This is a genomic window from Thermonema lapsum (assembly GCF_011761635.1).
Lineage (GTDB): Bacteria > Bacteroidota > Bacteroidia > Cytophagales > Thermonemataceae > Thermonema > Thermonema lapsum.
On the sequence record NZ_JAASRN010000003.1, the window covers coordinates 89741 to 105806 of the forward strand.

9 protein-coding genes are annotated in these 16066 nt (G+C 48.1%); 7 read left to right on the forward strand and 2 right to left on the reverse strand.

Annotated features, from left to right (window positions below; genetic code table 11):
• Window positions 1-63: 63 nt before the first annotated feature.
• Both FHS56_RS10055 and prfB read right to left on the reverse strand, forming a co-directional pair.
• Window positions 64-3069, reverse strand: a complete 3006-nt coding sequence (locus FHS56_RS10055; RefSeq protein WP_166920400.1) for a glycosyltransferase family 117 protein — start codon at window positions 3067-3069, stop codon at window positions 64-66.
• Window positions 3070-3219: 150 nt separating this feature from the next.
• Window positions 3220-4318 (reverse strand): peptide chain release factor 2 gene (gene prfB / locus FHS56_RS10060; protein ID WP_166920402.1). Its coding sequence is split into 2 segments (ribosomal slippage): window positions 3220-4257 and window positions 4259-4318, totalling 1098 coding nucleotides; the frame shifts between segments, so codons are not numbered across the junction.
• A 575-nt stretch (window positions 4319-4893) separates the two neighbouring features.
• On the opposite strand from prfB, the gene FHS56_RS10065 reads away from it, so the two are divergent.
• The 7 genes from FHS56_RS10065 (at window position 4894) to FHS56_RS10095 (ending at window position 16057) form a co-directional block, all read left to right on the forward strand.
• The gene (locus tag FHS56_RS10065) at window positions 4894-7929 is read left to right on the forward strand and encodes a SusC/RagA family TonB-linked outer membrane protein (RefSeq protein WP_166920404.1); all 3036 of its coding nucleotides are present in this window, start codon (window positions 4894-4896) and stop codon (window positions 7927-7929) included.
• Window positions 7930-7948: 19 nt separating this feature from the next.
• On the forward strand, window positions 7949-9376 hold the full coding sequence (locus FHS56_RS10070; RefSeq protein ID WP_166920407.1) for a RagB/SusD family nutrient uptake outer membrane protein: 1428 nt from the start codon (window positions 7949-7951) through the stop codon (window positions 9374-9376).
• A gap of 85 nt (window positions 9377-9461) precedes the next feature.
• On the forward strand, window positions 9462-10274 hold the full coding sequence (locus FHS56_RS10075) for a DUF4843 domain-containing protein (RefSeq protein WP_166920409.1): 813 nt from the start codon (window positions 9462-9464) through the stop codon (window positions 10272-10274).
• Between the two features lie 119 nt (window positions 10275-10393).
• Entirely contained in the window at window positions 10394-13840 is a 3447-nt protein-coding gene (locus tag FHS56_RS10080; protein WP_166920412.1) for a S8 family serine peptidase, read from the forward strand.
• Window positions 13841-13896: 56 nt separating this feature from the next.
• Window positions 13897-14580 carry a hypothetical protein gene (locus FHS56_RS10085; RefSeq protein ID WP_166920414.1) on the forward strand — a complete coding sequence of 228 codons (684 nt, stop codon included), beginning with the start codon at window positions 13897-13899 and terminating at the stop codon, window positions 14578-14580.
• A 98-nt stretch (window positions 14581-14678) separates the two neighbouring features.
• Window positions 14679-15608, forward strand: a complete 930-nt coding sequence (gene rsmH, locus FHS56_RS10090; protein ID WP_166920417.1) for a 16S rRNA (cytosine(1402)-N(4))-methyltransferase RsmH — start codon at window positions 14679-14681, stop codon at window positions 15606-15608.
• A gap of 74 nt (window positions 15609-15682) precedes the next feature.
• Window positions 15683-16057 (forward strand): FtsL-like putative cell division protein, encoded by a 375-nt coding sequence (locus FHS56_RS10095; protein ID WP_166920419.1) that lies wholly within the window; start codon window positions 15683-15685, stop codon window positions 16055-16057.
• Window positions 16058-16066 lie beyond the last annotated feature (9 nt).

Below are 16066 nucleotides of genomic sequence, written 5' to 3' on the forward strand. Positions count from 1 at the left end.
GGAAAAACAAAAAGCGGGGCAAGTAAAAACGCCCCGCTTTTGTTGTTTGGGTGGTAGCTGTGCCTATTGCAACAATCCTTCATATTTTTGAAGCCACTGTTTGTATTGAGTAGCTTCTGGCAGCTTGTACTGCTCAAAGACCTGTACGATATGGTTGAGTGTGTACAAGTTTGCCATGAGGTTGTTGGAGTAAAGGTCTTGTTGTCGGAGCGCGTACTCTATTTCCTCTTTGGCTCTTCTTGCCATGACCTCTGCTATTTCTTTGGCTTTGGTGGTTTCATCTACCAGCAAGAGCAGTTGAATGTATTGAACGGAATACACATCGTAAGGAACCGAGGCGTCGGGCATGAGGCGCAGGCTTTCGAGTAGCACCTTTTGGGCTTTGTCTTTCTTACCTTCCATAATCAGCTGTTCTGCCAAGCGGGCAAAAGCATTGCGAGCAATGAGTACAAAGCGGCGATAGTCTTCGTTGTAGTGTATGTCAGGGCGGTCAAGATTTCGCCAAAACGTCTTCTGCATCATGGTTTCGTACATGATGTCGGTATTTACGAATAGGTCGCCTGCAGCGCCCAGCTTGATGGGGGTAAGACGGTAAGCAAAGCCCTCAACTTGCAGGTAAGGCTCCAGCCCCATGTAGTCGGAGCTACCCAAGGTAGGGGCAAAGTAAATGGGGCGTTCCCATCCGTTGGCATTGTTGGTAGCTATCACATTTAAGACAGCCAAGCTGTTTTTGAAGAACTGCCCGGTGGGCAAGGTCCATTCCATTTGCGCAGGTAGGTCTTCGGCTTTGCCTGCGGGCAGCCAGTTTTTTACTTTTTCAGGGTTTAGGTTCAGTTTCAAATATACCTTGTTAGAGGGGAGAATGGCAATTGCCTGTCCATATTCAGGGTTGGGTACACGCACTACAGGGTGGTTTTCCTGCAACAGCTTGAAGAAAGTATTCAGGTCGACCCCTTTTTCATAGAGCGCCTTGGCTTGGGTTTCGCCCAGCTGTGGTGCTGGTGTAACAATCACCTGCTCGTTGACTCCGGCAGCAAAGTCTTTTTCTTCCATCGAAATGGGCAGGGGCGCTGATTCATACACTTGTCTTTTCATTTGCGAAATGTACCAGTCGGTAGCAAAGAGGCTGAGGTTGCACACGCGCACGTCGGTGCGGAAGCCTTCTACTTCCTGTACATACCACAGAGGGAAGGTATCGTTGTCGCCTGCGGTGAACAAGATGGCATTGGGCGCACAGGAGTTCAGTATGTTCTTTGCTATATCGATTTGGAAGTAGCGGTCCGAACGGTCGTGGTCGTCCCAGCCTTCGGCAGCCATGATACCCGGCACGGGCAGGCACAGCACAGTAGCCAAAGCAGCTTGCAGCTGTTTATTTTTCAAGAAGCTGCCTACCAAGTCGGCTAAAGCCATCACGCCGAAGCCTATCCACATGGCAAAAGCGTAGAATGAGCCTACATAAATATAGTCACGTTCGCGTGGCTCAACGGGCGGGGAATTCAGATAAAGCACTAAGGCAATGCCCATAAAAAAGAAGAGCAGAAGGGTGAAATAAAACACTTGACGGTTGCGCCCATAAGCAAAAAATAAGCCCAGGATGCCCAACAGAAGTGGCAGGCTATAGTATTGGTTTCTGCCTTTATTTTTCGCTAACAGCTCGGGTAAATCTTGGTTGCTGTCCCAAGGTGCCAAGAAACCAGCATTTTGAATGTCGCTTTCTCTGCCGGCAAAATTCCACATAAAGTAACGGAAATACATATGCCCGATTTGGTGCTTCAGTAAGAAGGCGATGTTGTCGGCAAAGGTGGGCTCTTCCCCTTCTCGCAAGCCCAATATTTGACGATACACACGCCCATGATTCCCCTCTCGGCTATAGATGCGCGGGAAGAGCATGTTTTTGTTGTAGATGTATTTCTCTTTGTAGTCGTAAATTACATATTTGCCCTGTGCTTCATCTTTCCGATAAAGCGGCGCTACCTTCTCGCTGCGGATGGGGCGAGCGGTAAACACCGGACCATAAAGCAAGGGACGATCGCCATATTGCTCGCGTTTCAAGTAAGAAACGATACGTATGGCATCGCTGGGGGCGTTTTCATTGATAGGTGGGTTGAATTGCGCCCGTATCAACACAATACCATAGGAGCCGTAGCCTATCAAAACGAGCGTAAGCATGAGCAGTGCCAAATGGAGGGCGTGTTTTTGCTTGCGTAAGCTAAAGACCAGTGCCCAGACCAGCCCCCCCAACAGCAAAAGGCTAAAGAAGATGAGACCGCTGTTGAAAGGCAGCCCCAAGCTATTTACAAAGAAGATTTCGAACTTGCCAGCAAGTTCGGGCAAGCCCGGAATGATAAATACGATGATTGCCAGAATGATGGCACCCCCAATAGCCATTGCCCATAGCGCGCCCCATAAGGTAGGCGCAGCTTGTTTTTCCTGCTGTTTTTTGTAATAATAAATCAAAGCAAGGGCAGGCAAGCATACCAAGTTGAGGATGTGCACACCGATGGAAAGTCCTACCATATAAGCAATGAGCAACAGCCAGCGTTGGGCTTTTTGAACGTCGCTTTCTCGTTCCCATTTAAGCATTGCCCAAATGACAAATGCCGTAAAGAACGAGGACATAGCGTACACTTCGGCTTCTACGGCAGAAAACCAAAACGAATCGCTGAAAGCATAGGCAAGCGCACCGATGCTCGAAGCCCCTATCACCAGCAGGGTGTCGGCAGCAGAGGGGGCTTGCCGACGCTCGGCAGGCAGCAGCTTGAGCGCCAACATGCTGATGCTCCAGAAAAGGAAAAGGATAGTGAAACCACTGGCAAGCGCCGAGCTTAAGTTGATGTAGTAAGCTACTTTATACACATCGCCGGCTGCCAAAAAAGAGAACAAACGGTTAAAAAGCAAGAAGAAAGGAGCCCCCGGTGGGTGAGGTACTTCCAGTTTGTATGAACAGGCGATAAATTCGCCGCAATCCCAGAAACTGGCAGTAGGTTCCAGTGTCAGCCAATAGACAGTGGTGGCAATGAGAAAAACAAGCCAGCCGACTATGGTATTCATTCGTTGAAAATGCTGCATTGCTGTAGTTTTTTGTTGTTTTGCTTTTTTAGAATTCAGAAAAACACCATACACTTTGGCGGCTTAATATTACAAAAAACCCAAAGACAAAAGAAACCGCCACAACGGCTTGTTGCGGCGGTCTGGTCATTCAAAGAAGGGAATGAAACACTATACGTTGTCTGCGGCGTTGCTCTCTTGCAGCAAATAGGCTTTGATGAAATCGTCCAGCTCGCCATCCAATACAGACTGCACATCGCTGGTTTCTACTCCTGTGCGCAGGTCTTTGACCAACTTATAGGGGTGTAGCACATAGTTGCGGATTTGCGAGCCCCATTCAATCTTCTTTTTGGTGCTTTCTATCTTAGCACGTTCTTCTTCGCGCTTTTGCAATTCCAACTGATAGAGGCGGGAGCGCAGCATTTGCAAGGCTTTTTCCCGGTTTTGGTGCTGCGAGCGCTCTTGCTGGCATTCTACTACGATGCCCGACGGAAGGTGGCGTACCCGGACGGCAGTTTCTACTTTATTTACGTTTTGTCCGCCTTTACCTCCGGAGCGGAAGGTATCCCACTCCAAGTCGGCAGGGTTGATTTCTATTTCTATGTTGTCGTCTACTACCGGGTACACAAACACCGAAGCAAAAGAAGTATGGCGGCGCCCACTGGCATCGAAGGGCGATACCCGCACCAAGCGGTGCACGCCTATTTCGGATTTCAGGTAACCATAGGCAAAATCGCCTTCTACCTCTATAGAAGCCGATTTGATGCCGGCTACCTCACCGGCTTGATAGTTGAGCTCGTGCACTTGGTAGCCATGCTTTTCTGCCCACATCATATACATGCGCAGCAGCATCGATGCCCAGTCTTGGCTTTCAGTGCCGCCGGCACCCGGGTTGATTTCTAAGATGGCACTGAGTGCGTCTTCTTCGCGCCCAAGCATGCGTTTGAGCTCCAGGTCTTGAAGCATGCGCAGTGCTTCTTGGTAGCTTTGCTCCACCTCGGCTTCGCTGCCCTCGCCCAGTTCCATGAACTCATAGAGCACCTCCAAGTCTTCTACTTTGCGCAGCAGCGCTTCATAAGGAAGCACCCATCCCTTGAGTCGCTTGATTTGCTGCATGGTCTTTTGTGCCTCTTCGGGGGCATCCCAAAAGCCGGCTTGTGTGGTTTTTTTCTCTAATTGTTGGATTTCTTCTTTTCGCCGAGCGTAGTCAAAGATAACCTCCCAAAGCCGCAACACCGGCTTTTAATTCCTTTAGTTGTTCTTGTGTCATGATTGACCGCTTGTTTTGTTTTTCTGCAAATATACGTGATTCGTACTTAATTATTATAAGAGACAAAAGAAACCACAAGCGCTGCCTGTCTCTTTGCACAGAGCACTGTATCGCTTGTCATTTTGGCTTTCATGTAGCGGCTTTTGTCATTTCCTTAGGCAGCCTGTCGTGGTAAACGCAGCACGGCGCAGTAAGCAAGCTCCCTCTTAACCAAGCAACAAGAAGGAAGCGATTGCCGGCTTGCGCTCGAAACAACGAAGAGGGAGACCCAAAATCACCATTGGGCAGGGCGAAATAACCAAGGGACCATAGGAAAAGGAGCTGCTTGAAAGCAGACAGCCGCACAAAAGAATAGTACATATTTTTATTTTGATGCATGTAATGATTCTCGTGGTAAAATTTTGAAAAAGCAATTTTCATTTCTTTTGCTTAAAAAGATATTTTGCTTTGTATGAAAAAGATGCCTGCTTATTCTTGTGTGATGTTTAAATTTTGTCTAAAAATTTGGTTTCATGAAAAGAAAATATATATATTTGGACCGTATGTTTATCTTTAAACAAAAACAAAAAAGTCTTATGAGAAATCGTGTACTCATGAGTTTTGTCTTGGCGCTGTTGACAAGCCTCTGGGCTTTTGCGCAAGACAGAACAATCTCCGGTACTGTTAAAGATGACCAGGGACAACCCCTGCCCGGAGCCAGCGTGTATGTGAAGGACAATCCTTCCATTGGGACAGTGACCGATGCCAACGGTAGCTTTACGCTGACCGTGCCCGAGGGCGCTACTCTGGTGGTGGATTTCGTAGGGTATGAACAGCAGGTGATTGCCGTAGGTACCCAAACCTCTTTGAATGTAGCGCTTAAGCCCATCGGCTTGAAGGAAGTAGTGGTTACCTCTTATGGTACCATCGACAAGCTGAGCATCAGTGGTGCGGTAGCGGCGGTCAAAGGCGAAGAATTTGAAAACCTGCCGCTGCAAACCTTTGACCGCGCCGTACAAGGGCGCCTTTCAGGTGTATTGGTGCAAGCTACCAGTGGTGCACCCGGTGGCGCTTTGACGGTCCGTATCCGTGGTACAGGCTCTGCTTTGGCTTCTAATGCACCGCTTTACATAGTGGATGGTGTACAGATACGAGAAGGTGGTCTTTCTGCACAAGGCTCTAACAACGTGTTGGGCGGTATCAACCCCAACGACATTGAGTCTATTCAGGTATTGAAAGACGCCTCGGCGGCTGCCATCTATGGTGCACAGGCTGCCAATGGGGTAGTGATTATTCGCACCAAACGTGGCAAGGGCAAAGCCAGATTTGACTTAAATGTGCAGGAAGGTATCAACCAGCCCTTGAACCCTTACAAAGTATTGAATGGACCTCAATTTGCACAAATCAAGAAAGAAGCTTGGGAAAACAGGTTCGGACCCGGTACCTACTATCCTACTGGGGCAGCCCGCTATGGCGACCCTAATGACCCGAACCTGACCAACTTCGACTGGGTGAATGAGCTGTTCCGGACGGGACGCCTAAGCTCTTATTCGTTGTCTGCAAGCAAAGGGGATGACAGAGGCTCCTTCTTTGTGAGCGGTGCCTATGACAGACAAGATGGACAAATCATCAAAAACTACTGGGAACGTTACGTTTTGCGTTTGAATACCTCGCAACAGCTTTCGGATCGCTTGTCCGTGGATATGACTTTGAACGTATCGAACCAGGAAATATTTGGGGCAATTTCTAATGACATTGTAACGAGTGGAACAGTAGGAAATTTCTTGAACTCGCCATTCTTTGGTGCCTTTGTGAGTACGCCTACTACCAGTCCTTATAACCCCGATGGTAGCTATGCTCGGCGCACCGATGGTTTGTGGGCTTTTAACTACAACATCGTGCAAGGAGTGAACGAGGAGCGTCGTGAAGGCTCTATCTTCAAAACCATAGGCTCCGTGCAGATGAACTATAAGATTGTAGAAGGGCTGAGACTGGTGGCTTTTGGTGGTATAGACTATTCGGTGAACAAAGACTTCAACTTCCGCCCAGCTACTATTCCTGCTTTTGCTGCCAACAATGGTTTGATTTCAGAAACTTATCGCCGTACTTTTGACTACAATACCAGTGCCACCTTAAACTTCCAGCGTACCTTTGCAGATGTACACAACGTAGCTGCCATTGCAGGGGGTGAGGTGCGTCGCGAGACATTTACCAGAACCTTCGCACAAGGAAGAAACCTACCCAACCAAGGCTTGACCGGCTTAGATGCTGTGGCTACTCCTCTTGCTGTAAGTGGTGCTACCAGTGAATACATACGCCAAGGTATTTTTGGTAAAGTACAATACAACTATGCTGGCAAATACTACTTAGATGCCACCCTGCGTCGGGATGGTACCTCGCGTTTCGGTGCAAAGAATCGCTACGGTACTTTCTGGGGTGTGTCGGGCGCATGGGCTATCACTGAGGAAGACTTTATGGACGGGGTAGCTTTCTTGTCTAACTTGAAGCTGCGTGTGGGCTATGGAAAAGTGGGCAATGCCGAAATTGGTAACTTCCGTAACCTCACTACCTTTGCTTCTGGTGGGCAGTATTTGGCGGGTCCTGCACTTCGTCCCAATGTGTTGGGTAATGATCTCTTGACATGGGAGACTTCTTATCAAACCAACATAGGTTTGGATTTTGGCTTGTTTGCTGATCGCTTGTATGGTTCCATTGACCTCTGGGATAGAAAGAACCAAGACTTGCTCTTGCCCGTGGATTTGGTGGACGATGCAGGAAGTCCTAACTCTATCACCGGCAATACCGATGCAGTCATCCGCAACCGTGGGATAGACATAGAGATTGGAGGTATACCCTTGGACAAAGGCGATTTCAAATGGACCTCTTCTTTTAACATCTCTTTCTTGCAAAACAAAGTAGAGCAACTTCCGAACAATCAAGAGCGCCTGAGTGTAGGGGTCACTACCTTGCACAAAGGACAGCCCATAGGCGTATGGTGGTTGCCCGAATATGCAGGGGTAAACTCGGCAAATGGTATTCCGATGTACTATGATGTCGACGGAAACATTACCTATCAGCCTACCCTGCAAGACAATAAATTCTTGGGCTCTAATACTCCCAGATTCTTTGGTGGCTGGAACAACGTCTTCTCCTACAAGGGACTGTCGCTGACTGTGTTCTTCCAGTACCAAATTGGCAACAAAACTTTCAACGGCGACTTCTGGGCAAACCTCTTGAACGGTGCACCTGACGGCAGCAACCAGTCTGTGTTGATTCTGGACCGCTGGCAGCAGCCGGGTGACATTACCAATATACCCAAACCTATTGAAGGTGGGGTGTATTCGAATGGTGGTGGTTTCTTCGCTTCAAGCTTCTATTTGGAAGATGCTTCTTATGTGCGCTTGAAGCAGCTGACGCTATCGTATGATGTGCCACAAAACATCATGAAGTCGATAGGTGCTCGTAGCCTGCGCGTGTATGTGCAGGGCTTGAACCTGTGGACCTGGACCAAGTCCAACCTGATGGACCCCGAGGTAGTGAATGCCAATGCCTTGAATGGTGCTTTGGCTTCAACCATCATCAACTATCCTAACCCCAAACAAATTAGTGCCGGTATCCAGTTAGGTTTCTAACTCAAAAGACAATCAGACTATGAGAAAAATATATTTGTTCATATTGAGCGCCTTGCTCATGGGAGGTATTACCTCCTGTGACTTGGACGTAAAGCCCAACACAGCGGTAACTGAGGATCTTTTAACCGACTCGACTGTAGCACTTGGCTTCTTGAATTCAGCTTATAGAAACATGCACGTCTTTGGCTATTATGGTCAACAAATGATGGTCATGGGCGATGTGCTGGCAGACAACGCTGAAATTGCCAATAACACAGGGCGCTATGTGGCTCAAAATGCCAATCAGATTTATGCACACTATACCTTCTGGTTCAATGCTTATGCTGTCATCAACTATGCTAACTACGCCATAGCCAAAACAGACGAGCTGTTGAACGCAGGTAAGATTAGACAAACTACTGCTAACCAAATCAAAGGGCAGGCGCTTTTCTTGCGTGCGCTTTGCCACTTTGATGTTGCTCGCGCTTATGGCTATGAGCCGGGAAAAGAAGTGAATGGCTGGGATTTGAGTGCTGTTATTCGCACCGCACCTATCAAAGGGGCTTCAGATGCCCAACCCAAACCTCGTGCTACCAACACAGAGGTGTATGCGCAAGTAGAGCAGGACTTATTAGAAGCCATTACTTTGTTGGATGGATTTAACCCAACAGATGTACGGCGTCGCGCAAACAAAGCCGCTGCCCAAGCCCTCTTGGCTCGCTTGTATCTCTACAAAGGTGATTGGGCTAACGCCGAAACTTATGCACAGGACGCTTTAAGTTCCACAACGGCTACGATTTCACCAGCTGCTAGTGTAGTAAGCGATTGGGCTGCTGCTAATGTCCCCCATCGGGAGTCCATCTTTGAGCTGGATATCAACCCCGGCACAGACTGGAGCACTGTAGATGGCGTGAACAATTCCTTGAGTTCATTGACTAACAACTACACTTCGGGTAACAACTTTAGCGTGCAGGCATCAGCCGACCTGTTGACGCTGTTGAATTCGGAAGGTGGCGCCGACGTTCGCAAAAATTTTTGGGACCAAGACACTGGAACTGGGTTCTATAGATTGAGAAAGTGGCGTGGCGGTAAAGGAGGAGATCCCAACTGCCGCAACATCCCGGTCATTCGTTACTCCGAGGTATTGCTGATTCAAGCTGAAGCCGAAGCGCGCCAAGGTAAAGACCCTGAAGCTCAAACTACTATCAATACCTTGCGTAGCAACCGCGGTTTGCCAAATACTTCAGACACTGGTTCAGCACTTATCGACCTCATCATGAATGAGCGTCGTAAAGAGCTGATGTTCGAAGGGCATCGTTTCTTTGACCTCAAACGCTTGGGGCTAGACATCCGGAAAGACGATGGAGCTCCCTTGCCCTACAACGACTTCAAAGTGTTGGCACCGCTTTCTAACCAGGACATCATTACCTCGGGTAATGTATTAAAACAAAACCCCGGATACAATTAATAATTATTTTGAGGTAGCCGGCTACTTGCCGGTTACCTCTTCATTGGTTTGTGTATTTATAGAAGCATTAAAAAGTTAAAGAACTATGAAAAAGATACTCTATTCCATGGGCGTATTTGTCACGAGTGCTTTCTTGCTAAGCTCGTGTAAAATAGAAGACCCCGGTACCTCCATCAAGTATGATGGACAATCCTTTGTCGAGTTTGATATTCTTACCTCAGGTAATGTACTTCCACCAGATGGAATCGATATTGTTGAGGATGGTGTACCTACGGTGAAATCTTTTAAAATAAACTTAGTGGGAAAAGTTCCCCAGCAAGAAGTGAAGATTAAGGTCTCTGTATTGGGCGCTTCTACTGCCGTAGCCGGAACACATTATAACTTGCCCAGCACGGAGGTTACCATTCCTGCCGGACAAACATCTGGGAATCTAGTAGTCGAAATCTTAGATGATAATTTAACTGTAGGGCGGTTTGATACGTTGTGGCTCGTTCTTGAGGGTGGAGATGGATACGTACCTGCTGAGAAATTTAAAAACTTGCCTTATGTCTTTGGGGTATGTCCTTTTAATATTAATACCTTCACTGGTAATTACAACTGCGATGAGCCGGGTTACAAGGTATATCCTGTAAAGTTCACTCGAGTTTCCGGAACAACTGTTAAAAACGATAATTTCTGGGATGTAGGGGCGCAGATTAACTACGTTTTTGCCGCAGATGGTAGCTCAGTAACCATTCCCACTCAACCGTTTGTATATGGACCTTACAACTTAGTAGTAGATGGCGCAAGCCCCTCAAAGCCTAGCACCTGCAGTGGCTCTTTCAAGGTGGACTATGAGGTGCGCTTCCAGGCAGGAGGAGTTGTTGAGAATAATACTCATACCTTCACTAAGAGATAACTTCTTACTTTATTTTATGTAGGTTGGAGGCTATAGGCATCGCAAGATGCCTATAGTCGTTTAGAGAAGGGCTTCATTGATGTTGAAACATAGAATTTCATCATAAAATCAAGAAAACCATGAACTACTTCTTTGAGAAGGTCACTCGGCTATGGATGTTGTGTGTTTTCTTGCTGGGGGGGCAAGTGTATGCCCAGCAACAAACCAACAAAGCGCGCTTGCTGGAGCTGGCGCAGCAGTATACCCATGAATATGAGGCGGCACGCGAGCGGGTGGCACAATACGCTGCTGCTAAGGGAGTAAGGACCCGGGTGGAATTGCCCAACGGCAAAGTCATAGAGATAGTAGATGTAACCCCCGACGGTCAGCCCATTTACCGAGAAACCAAGAATGCAGGAGCAGCCGCCACCATAGGCACCAACCACTTGCATCCGGGAGGCAGGCTGGGGCTTAACCTCACCGGCAAAGGCATGTTCGTAGGCGTGTGGGATGGCGGCAATGTGCGTGCTTCTCACCAGGAGTTCGGAGGGCGGGTAATCGCTGCCAACGACGGACCCTCTCTCAGCGCACACGCTACCCACGTAACGGGCACCATGATAGCTGCCGGCGTGAACCCTGCTGCCAAAGGCATGGCGCCCGAAGCCGAAGCCCACACCTACTACTGGAACAACGATTTGGCAGAGATGGCGCAGGAGGCAGCCAACGGCTTGCTGGTATCGAATCACTCCTATGGCACCGTGCAGGGGTGGTATAACAGTGGCTCCGGATGGCAATGGACCGGTGGCAGCGGAAACGAAGACCCCGACTTTGGGGCTTACACCGCGCTGTCAAGAGCTATTGACAACGTGGCATACAACGCACCTTATTACCTGATCTGCTGGGCTGCTGGCAATGATAATAATGATGTCGGTATCGGACCACAGCCACCCGATTGTTCCATTGACGGTGGCGACTGCATAGGACCGGAAGGAATGGCTAAAAATATTTTGGCAGTAGGGGCTGTACGAACAAACTCTAACTACACTGGACCTTCCAGCGTGGAGCTGGCAAACTTTAGTTCTCGAGGACCCGCCGACGACGGACGCATCAAGCCCGACATTACAGCGGCTGGTGTGAACCTTACCTCCTCGGTGAGCAGCGCCGATAATGCCTACGGCCCAATGAGCGGCACTTCTATGGCTACCCCAAACTTATCGGGTTCTTTGATTTTGCTCCAGCAGCTTTATTATCAGCTGCATGGGCGATACATGCGCTCGGCAACCCTTAAAGGCTTGGTGATTCAAACTGCCAAAGAAGCAGGCGCTCACCCTGGACCCGACCACTGGTATGGTTGGGGGCTCGCCGACATAGAGCATGCTGCCAAAGTGATATGGGAAGAAAATGGGCAGAACATTCGCATCATAGAATCCACATTGAACAACGGGAGCACCTATTCGTTTACTTTTTATACAGACGGAACTGCCCCGGTGGTGCTTACCCTGTGCTGGACCGATGTGCCGAGCAACCATCTGTCAAGCGGACTGGACGACCCTACGCCCACCTTGGTCAACGACTTGGATGTGAAGATTATCGATGCTTCTGACCCTTCCAATGTGTATTTCCCATGGATTGGTCCTACTACGCCTACCGGACCGGCTACTAAGGGGGTGAACAATGTGGACAACGTGGAAAAAATAGAATTTACCCCAGCGGCGCCAGGAAATTATACTGTGATAGTGTCGCACAAAGGCACGCTTGAAAACGCACCTCAAGCATTTTCTATTATCTTGGAAGCGCCGGATGCCTCGGCATCCAGTGCGGTGCTTTATTGGAAGGGCGGCAGCGGCGACTTGGCAGACCCTACTCGTTGGGCAACCGCTCCTGATGGCACAGGCTCCGGCATGCCCGATGCTACCAAACGTTTGGTGTTTGGTGCCAATGCTTTTACAGGTGATGGCAACCTCCTGACGCTCTCGCAAGATATCGATGCCGCTCAAATCTATTGGACAGCTTCTGGGAACCAGCAGCTGAATCTGCAAGGCAATACGCTCAATGTAAGAGGTTCGTTTTTAATAAATGGAGGAAAGCTAAATGTTACCGGAGCCGGCACTGTCTTATTGGGTAGCAACTCCGGAGATTTAATAGCCAATCTGAACGAATCGGATTGGAGCATGGCTAACGTCTCTGTGCTGATGCTGGACCCCAATGCCAAAGCTGACTTTCAAAATGTAGCTTCATTGGGTACGCTTACCCTCTATCAAGGAGAAGCCGACTTCTCCGGTGAGACTTTCAGGGTGCAAAACATTTACCCCAGTGGAAACTCGCAGAAAAAGCTGAACTTAGAGAATGCGGTGCTTACCGTTGAGCAAGACATCGACCTCAACAGTGCCAACTTGAATGTTGTGTCGGCAGGTGCCCGCATCAATACCTCACCTTCAGCCACTGTTTCTTTGTCTCTGAAAAACCAAATCTATGACTTCGACATTACGGTCGATAATGGGGCTACGCTATCTGTGAATGGTTTAGATGGAGCTTCTTTGAAACGCCTGACACTCAACAGCGGCAGCTTGATAGTGAATAATGACCTTGCCGTGCAAAGGCTTACAGCCATGCCGGCTACTGCTATTCGAATAAAGGCTGCCAAAACCTTGTCGATAGGCGAGGGCTCTGCTATCACGGGAAGTGCTTCCAATGCTACTACGCTTTCCGGTGTAGGCGGAAGTGCCCAATTATCGTCAATGAATAACATGAAACTATGCGCTTCTCATTTAGTGATTAATGATGTAAACGTAATAGCTCCATTGGTGGCTACTGCTACGCAAAGCACATTGACCAATGCAAGCGGGTGGTTGCAGCAAGCTTGCGGCGAGGTACTGTTTGCTGATTTTACTGCCCAATATTCTTGTGTAGCAAGAGGAACTACTTTCTTTAATAATCAATCCAGTGGTAATATCCAAAGCTATCTGTGGGATTTCGGCGACGGTGCCACCTCAACTGAGCCTTATCCTACGCATACTTATGCGACGATGGGTAACTATCTGGTTACTCTTACCGTCTCCGATGGCACCAATACGCACATAAACAGCAAGACCATTCAGGTAAACAACTACAACTATACCTCTGAACCTTATTTGTCATATGTAAGTGGAAAGTTGTATGTGAATGGAAATGTTGGCTTTTACCGTTGGTTCAAAGACGGTGTTCTTATTCCTGACTTCACCAGCAATGGCTTGCCAGTAGGTAATTATGGTATTGGGGATTACTATGCAGTGGTAGGCAATACCAATTGTGCTTACCGAACCCAACCCTTGTTTGTAAATGGGCTTGCCCAGGAGATATCGGAGGGTATAGAGTTGTATCCCAATCCATTTGCTGATGAGCTGCATGTGGAGCTAAGCCATGCATGGCAGGGTGAGCTGGAAATCATCATTACCGACCTCGCAGGACGCACACAACAAACTTGTAAAAAAACTAAAAAAGGCTTCTCCTTTGTAGAGACCTTACCTGTGAAGTTGTCACCGGGGGTTTACATATTTACCATTAAAACCGATGATTTCTTAGTTCATAAACGCATCGTAAAGCAATAAATCTTGATACTTTTCGTTTGAGTGAAAGAGTTAAACTGTTAAAATATCCATCTCTTATGCTACGATTATTTCAAATTATTTCGACTACCCTACTTACACTTCTCTGTGTTGCAGGCTACGCCCAAATTTCAAATTTAACAGCCTTTGATGGCACACCGATTAAAGAAAACAGGTATCCGAATGTAAAAGGTTCGCCTTGGCTGGTGGATGCCTGGCTGGATGGGGAAGTCTGGGGTGAAGGTGAGCAGCGCCTGAAAAATGTAAAGCTGCGCTACGATGAGTATGCCGATGACGTAGTACTGTTCAAAGAGGGAAAAAGTTTTCGACTGAACCCGGCAACCATTCGGGGCTTTGTGGTCTATGTTCCTGAATCTTCGGATTTGGAAGCCAAGCCTTACGTGTATAAGAATGGCTACCCGGAAGTAGATAATAACAGTAAAAACACCTTCTACAGGGTGCTGTATGAAGGCAAGAAAGCTGTCTTCTTGTATCGCACGAAAGTAGAGCTTTTTGAGAATGCACCTACTTATGGTTCTGCTGTAAATGAAACATCTTTTGTGCGCAAGAAGCGCTATTATATCTACAAAGATGGCAAAATGCATCCGGTACTTCTCAATAAAAAAGACATATTGAATGCATTGAACGACAAAGCGGCAGAAGCATATGCAGCAAAAAATAAAATGAAGCTGAAGAAAGAAGAGGAAATCATTCAGCTGATGGCAGCCGTAGAGTCCATGTAAGCAAAAAGCCTGCTTTCAAGAAAAGGTCAAAAGCCCCCAGGTGGGGGCTTTTGCTATTGATGTACTTGGCTTCTGTATCTTTGCAGAAAAAAACAGCTATGAGTCATTATCATGAGCCGGTGATGTTGAAGGAGGTACTGGCGTTTGTGCCTGCATTTACTGAGCCCAAAGAATCTTTGTTGTTTTTAGATTTAACCTTTGGAGGCGGAGGGCACAGTCGCGCTATTTTGCAAAACATGCCCGAAAGGGCGGCTCTGTGGGCTTTCGACCAAGACAGCGACGCTGCCATGCAAGCCAAGCAAATCACCGACCCCCGCTTTCGATTCTTTCAGGCAAATTTTCGTTTTTTCGGTCAATTCCTTGAAGCGCAAGCCCAAGAAGGCGCCGATTTTATTTTGGCAGACTTGGGGGTTTCCTCGCATCAGTTCGATACTCCGGAGCGGGGCTTCTCTTTTCGCTTTCCCCAAGAGCCGCTCGATATGCGCATGAACCGGCAGGCGCCGCTTTCTGCTGCCGACATCTTGAACAACTACAGTGCCGAAGAGTTGCAGCGGGTATTGAGCTGGTATGGTGAAGTAAAAAATGCCCGCACCTTGGCAAAAAGCATCTTAGCTGCCCGCTCGGTGCGTCCCTTACGTACAGTAGCCGATTTAAATGCAGTAATAGAGAAGCACGCCCCCCGCCATAAAGCCCAACAGTACTTTGCCAAGGTATATCAGGCAATACGCATAGAGGTGAATGATGAAATGGGGGCGCTGCGTGAAATGCTTAAGCAGGCTGCCAAATACTTGCGCCCCGGTGGACGTATTGTCGTGATTTCTTATCATTCTTTGGAAGACCGTCTGGTAAAACACTTCTTTGCTACGGGTAGTTTCCGTGGACAGGAGCCCCCGCGCGATTTGTATGGCAACCTACTGACTCCCTTGCAGCCGGTAACCCGTAAGGCTTTGGGACCGTCCGAAGAAGAAATACGGCGCAATCCACGTGCCCGCAGTGCCAAACTGCGGGTGGCTGAGCGGATAACATAGGAACCTACCGCCAGCTGTAGGTTTGCTTTTTAGCCCCTTTCTGTGCATCTTTAAATGCTGCAACAAGAAATACCATGGCAGAAAATACATACAAAAAGCCGCCTTTTCAAACAGAAAGCAAACGCCCTGGCGGTCTGTTTCGTTGGATAGACAAATTGTTGAATTTAGACTTTTTGCTCGATGACAAACACCGAAAGAACGTAGTGCCTTATCTGCTTTTTTCGGCATTGCTGGCAATCGTTTATATCGCCAACAGGCACTATGCCGAGCGTAGTCAGCACCGTCTGATGCAGCTGCGTAGGGAGGTAAACAACCTGCGTACGGAATACACCACCCGTAAAGCAGATTATATGAGCTTGACCCGCCAGTCGGTGGTGAAGCAAAAAGCACAAAAGCTGGGACTGGAAAGCGGGCACAAACCCCCTTATGTCATTCGGTTGGACGACTAAAAAAGCAAA

Coding starts and splice junctions, on each gene's coding strand:
- FHS56_RS10095 (WP_166920419.1), top strand. CDS start 15,683: ATGGCAGAAAATACATACAAAAAGCCGCCTTTTCAAACAGAAAGCAAA.
- FHS56_RS10065 (WP_166920404.1), top strand. CDS start 4,894: ATGAGAAATCGTGTACTCATGAGTTTTGTCTTGGCGCTGTTGACAAGC.
- FHS56_RS10085 (WP_166920414.1), top strand. CDS start 13,897: ATGCTACGATTATTTCAAATTATTTCGACTACCCTACTTACACTTCTC.
- FHS56_RS10055 (WP_166920400.1), bottom strand. CDS start 3,069: ATGCAGCATTTTCAACGAATGAATACCATAGTCGGCTGGCTTGTTTTT.
- rsmH (WP_166920417.1), top strand. CDS start 14,679: ATGAGTCATTATCATGAGCCGGTGATGTTGAAGGAGGTACTGGCGTTT.
- FHS56_RS10080 (WP_166920412.1), top strand. CDS start 10,394: ATGAACTACTTCTTTGAGAAGGTCACTCGGCTATGGATGTTGTGTGTT.
- FHS56_RS10075 (WP_166920409.1), top strand. CDS start 9,462: ATGAAAAAGATACTCTATTCCATGGGCGTATTTGTCACGAGTGCTTTC.
- FHS56_RS10070 (WP_166920407.1), top strand. CDS start 7,949: ATGAGAAAAATATATTTGTTCATATTGAGCGCCTTGCTCATGGGAGGT.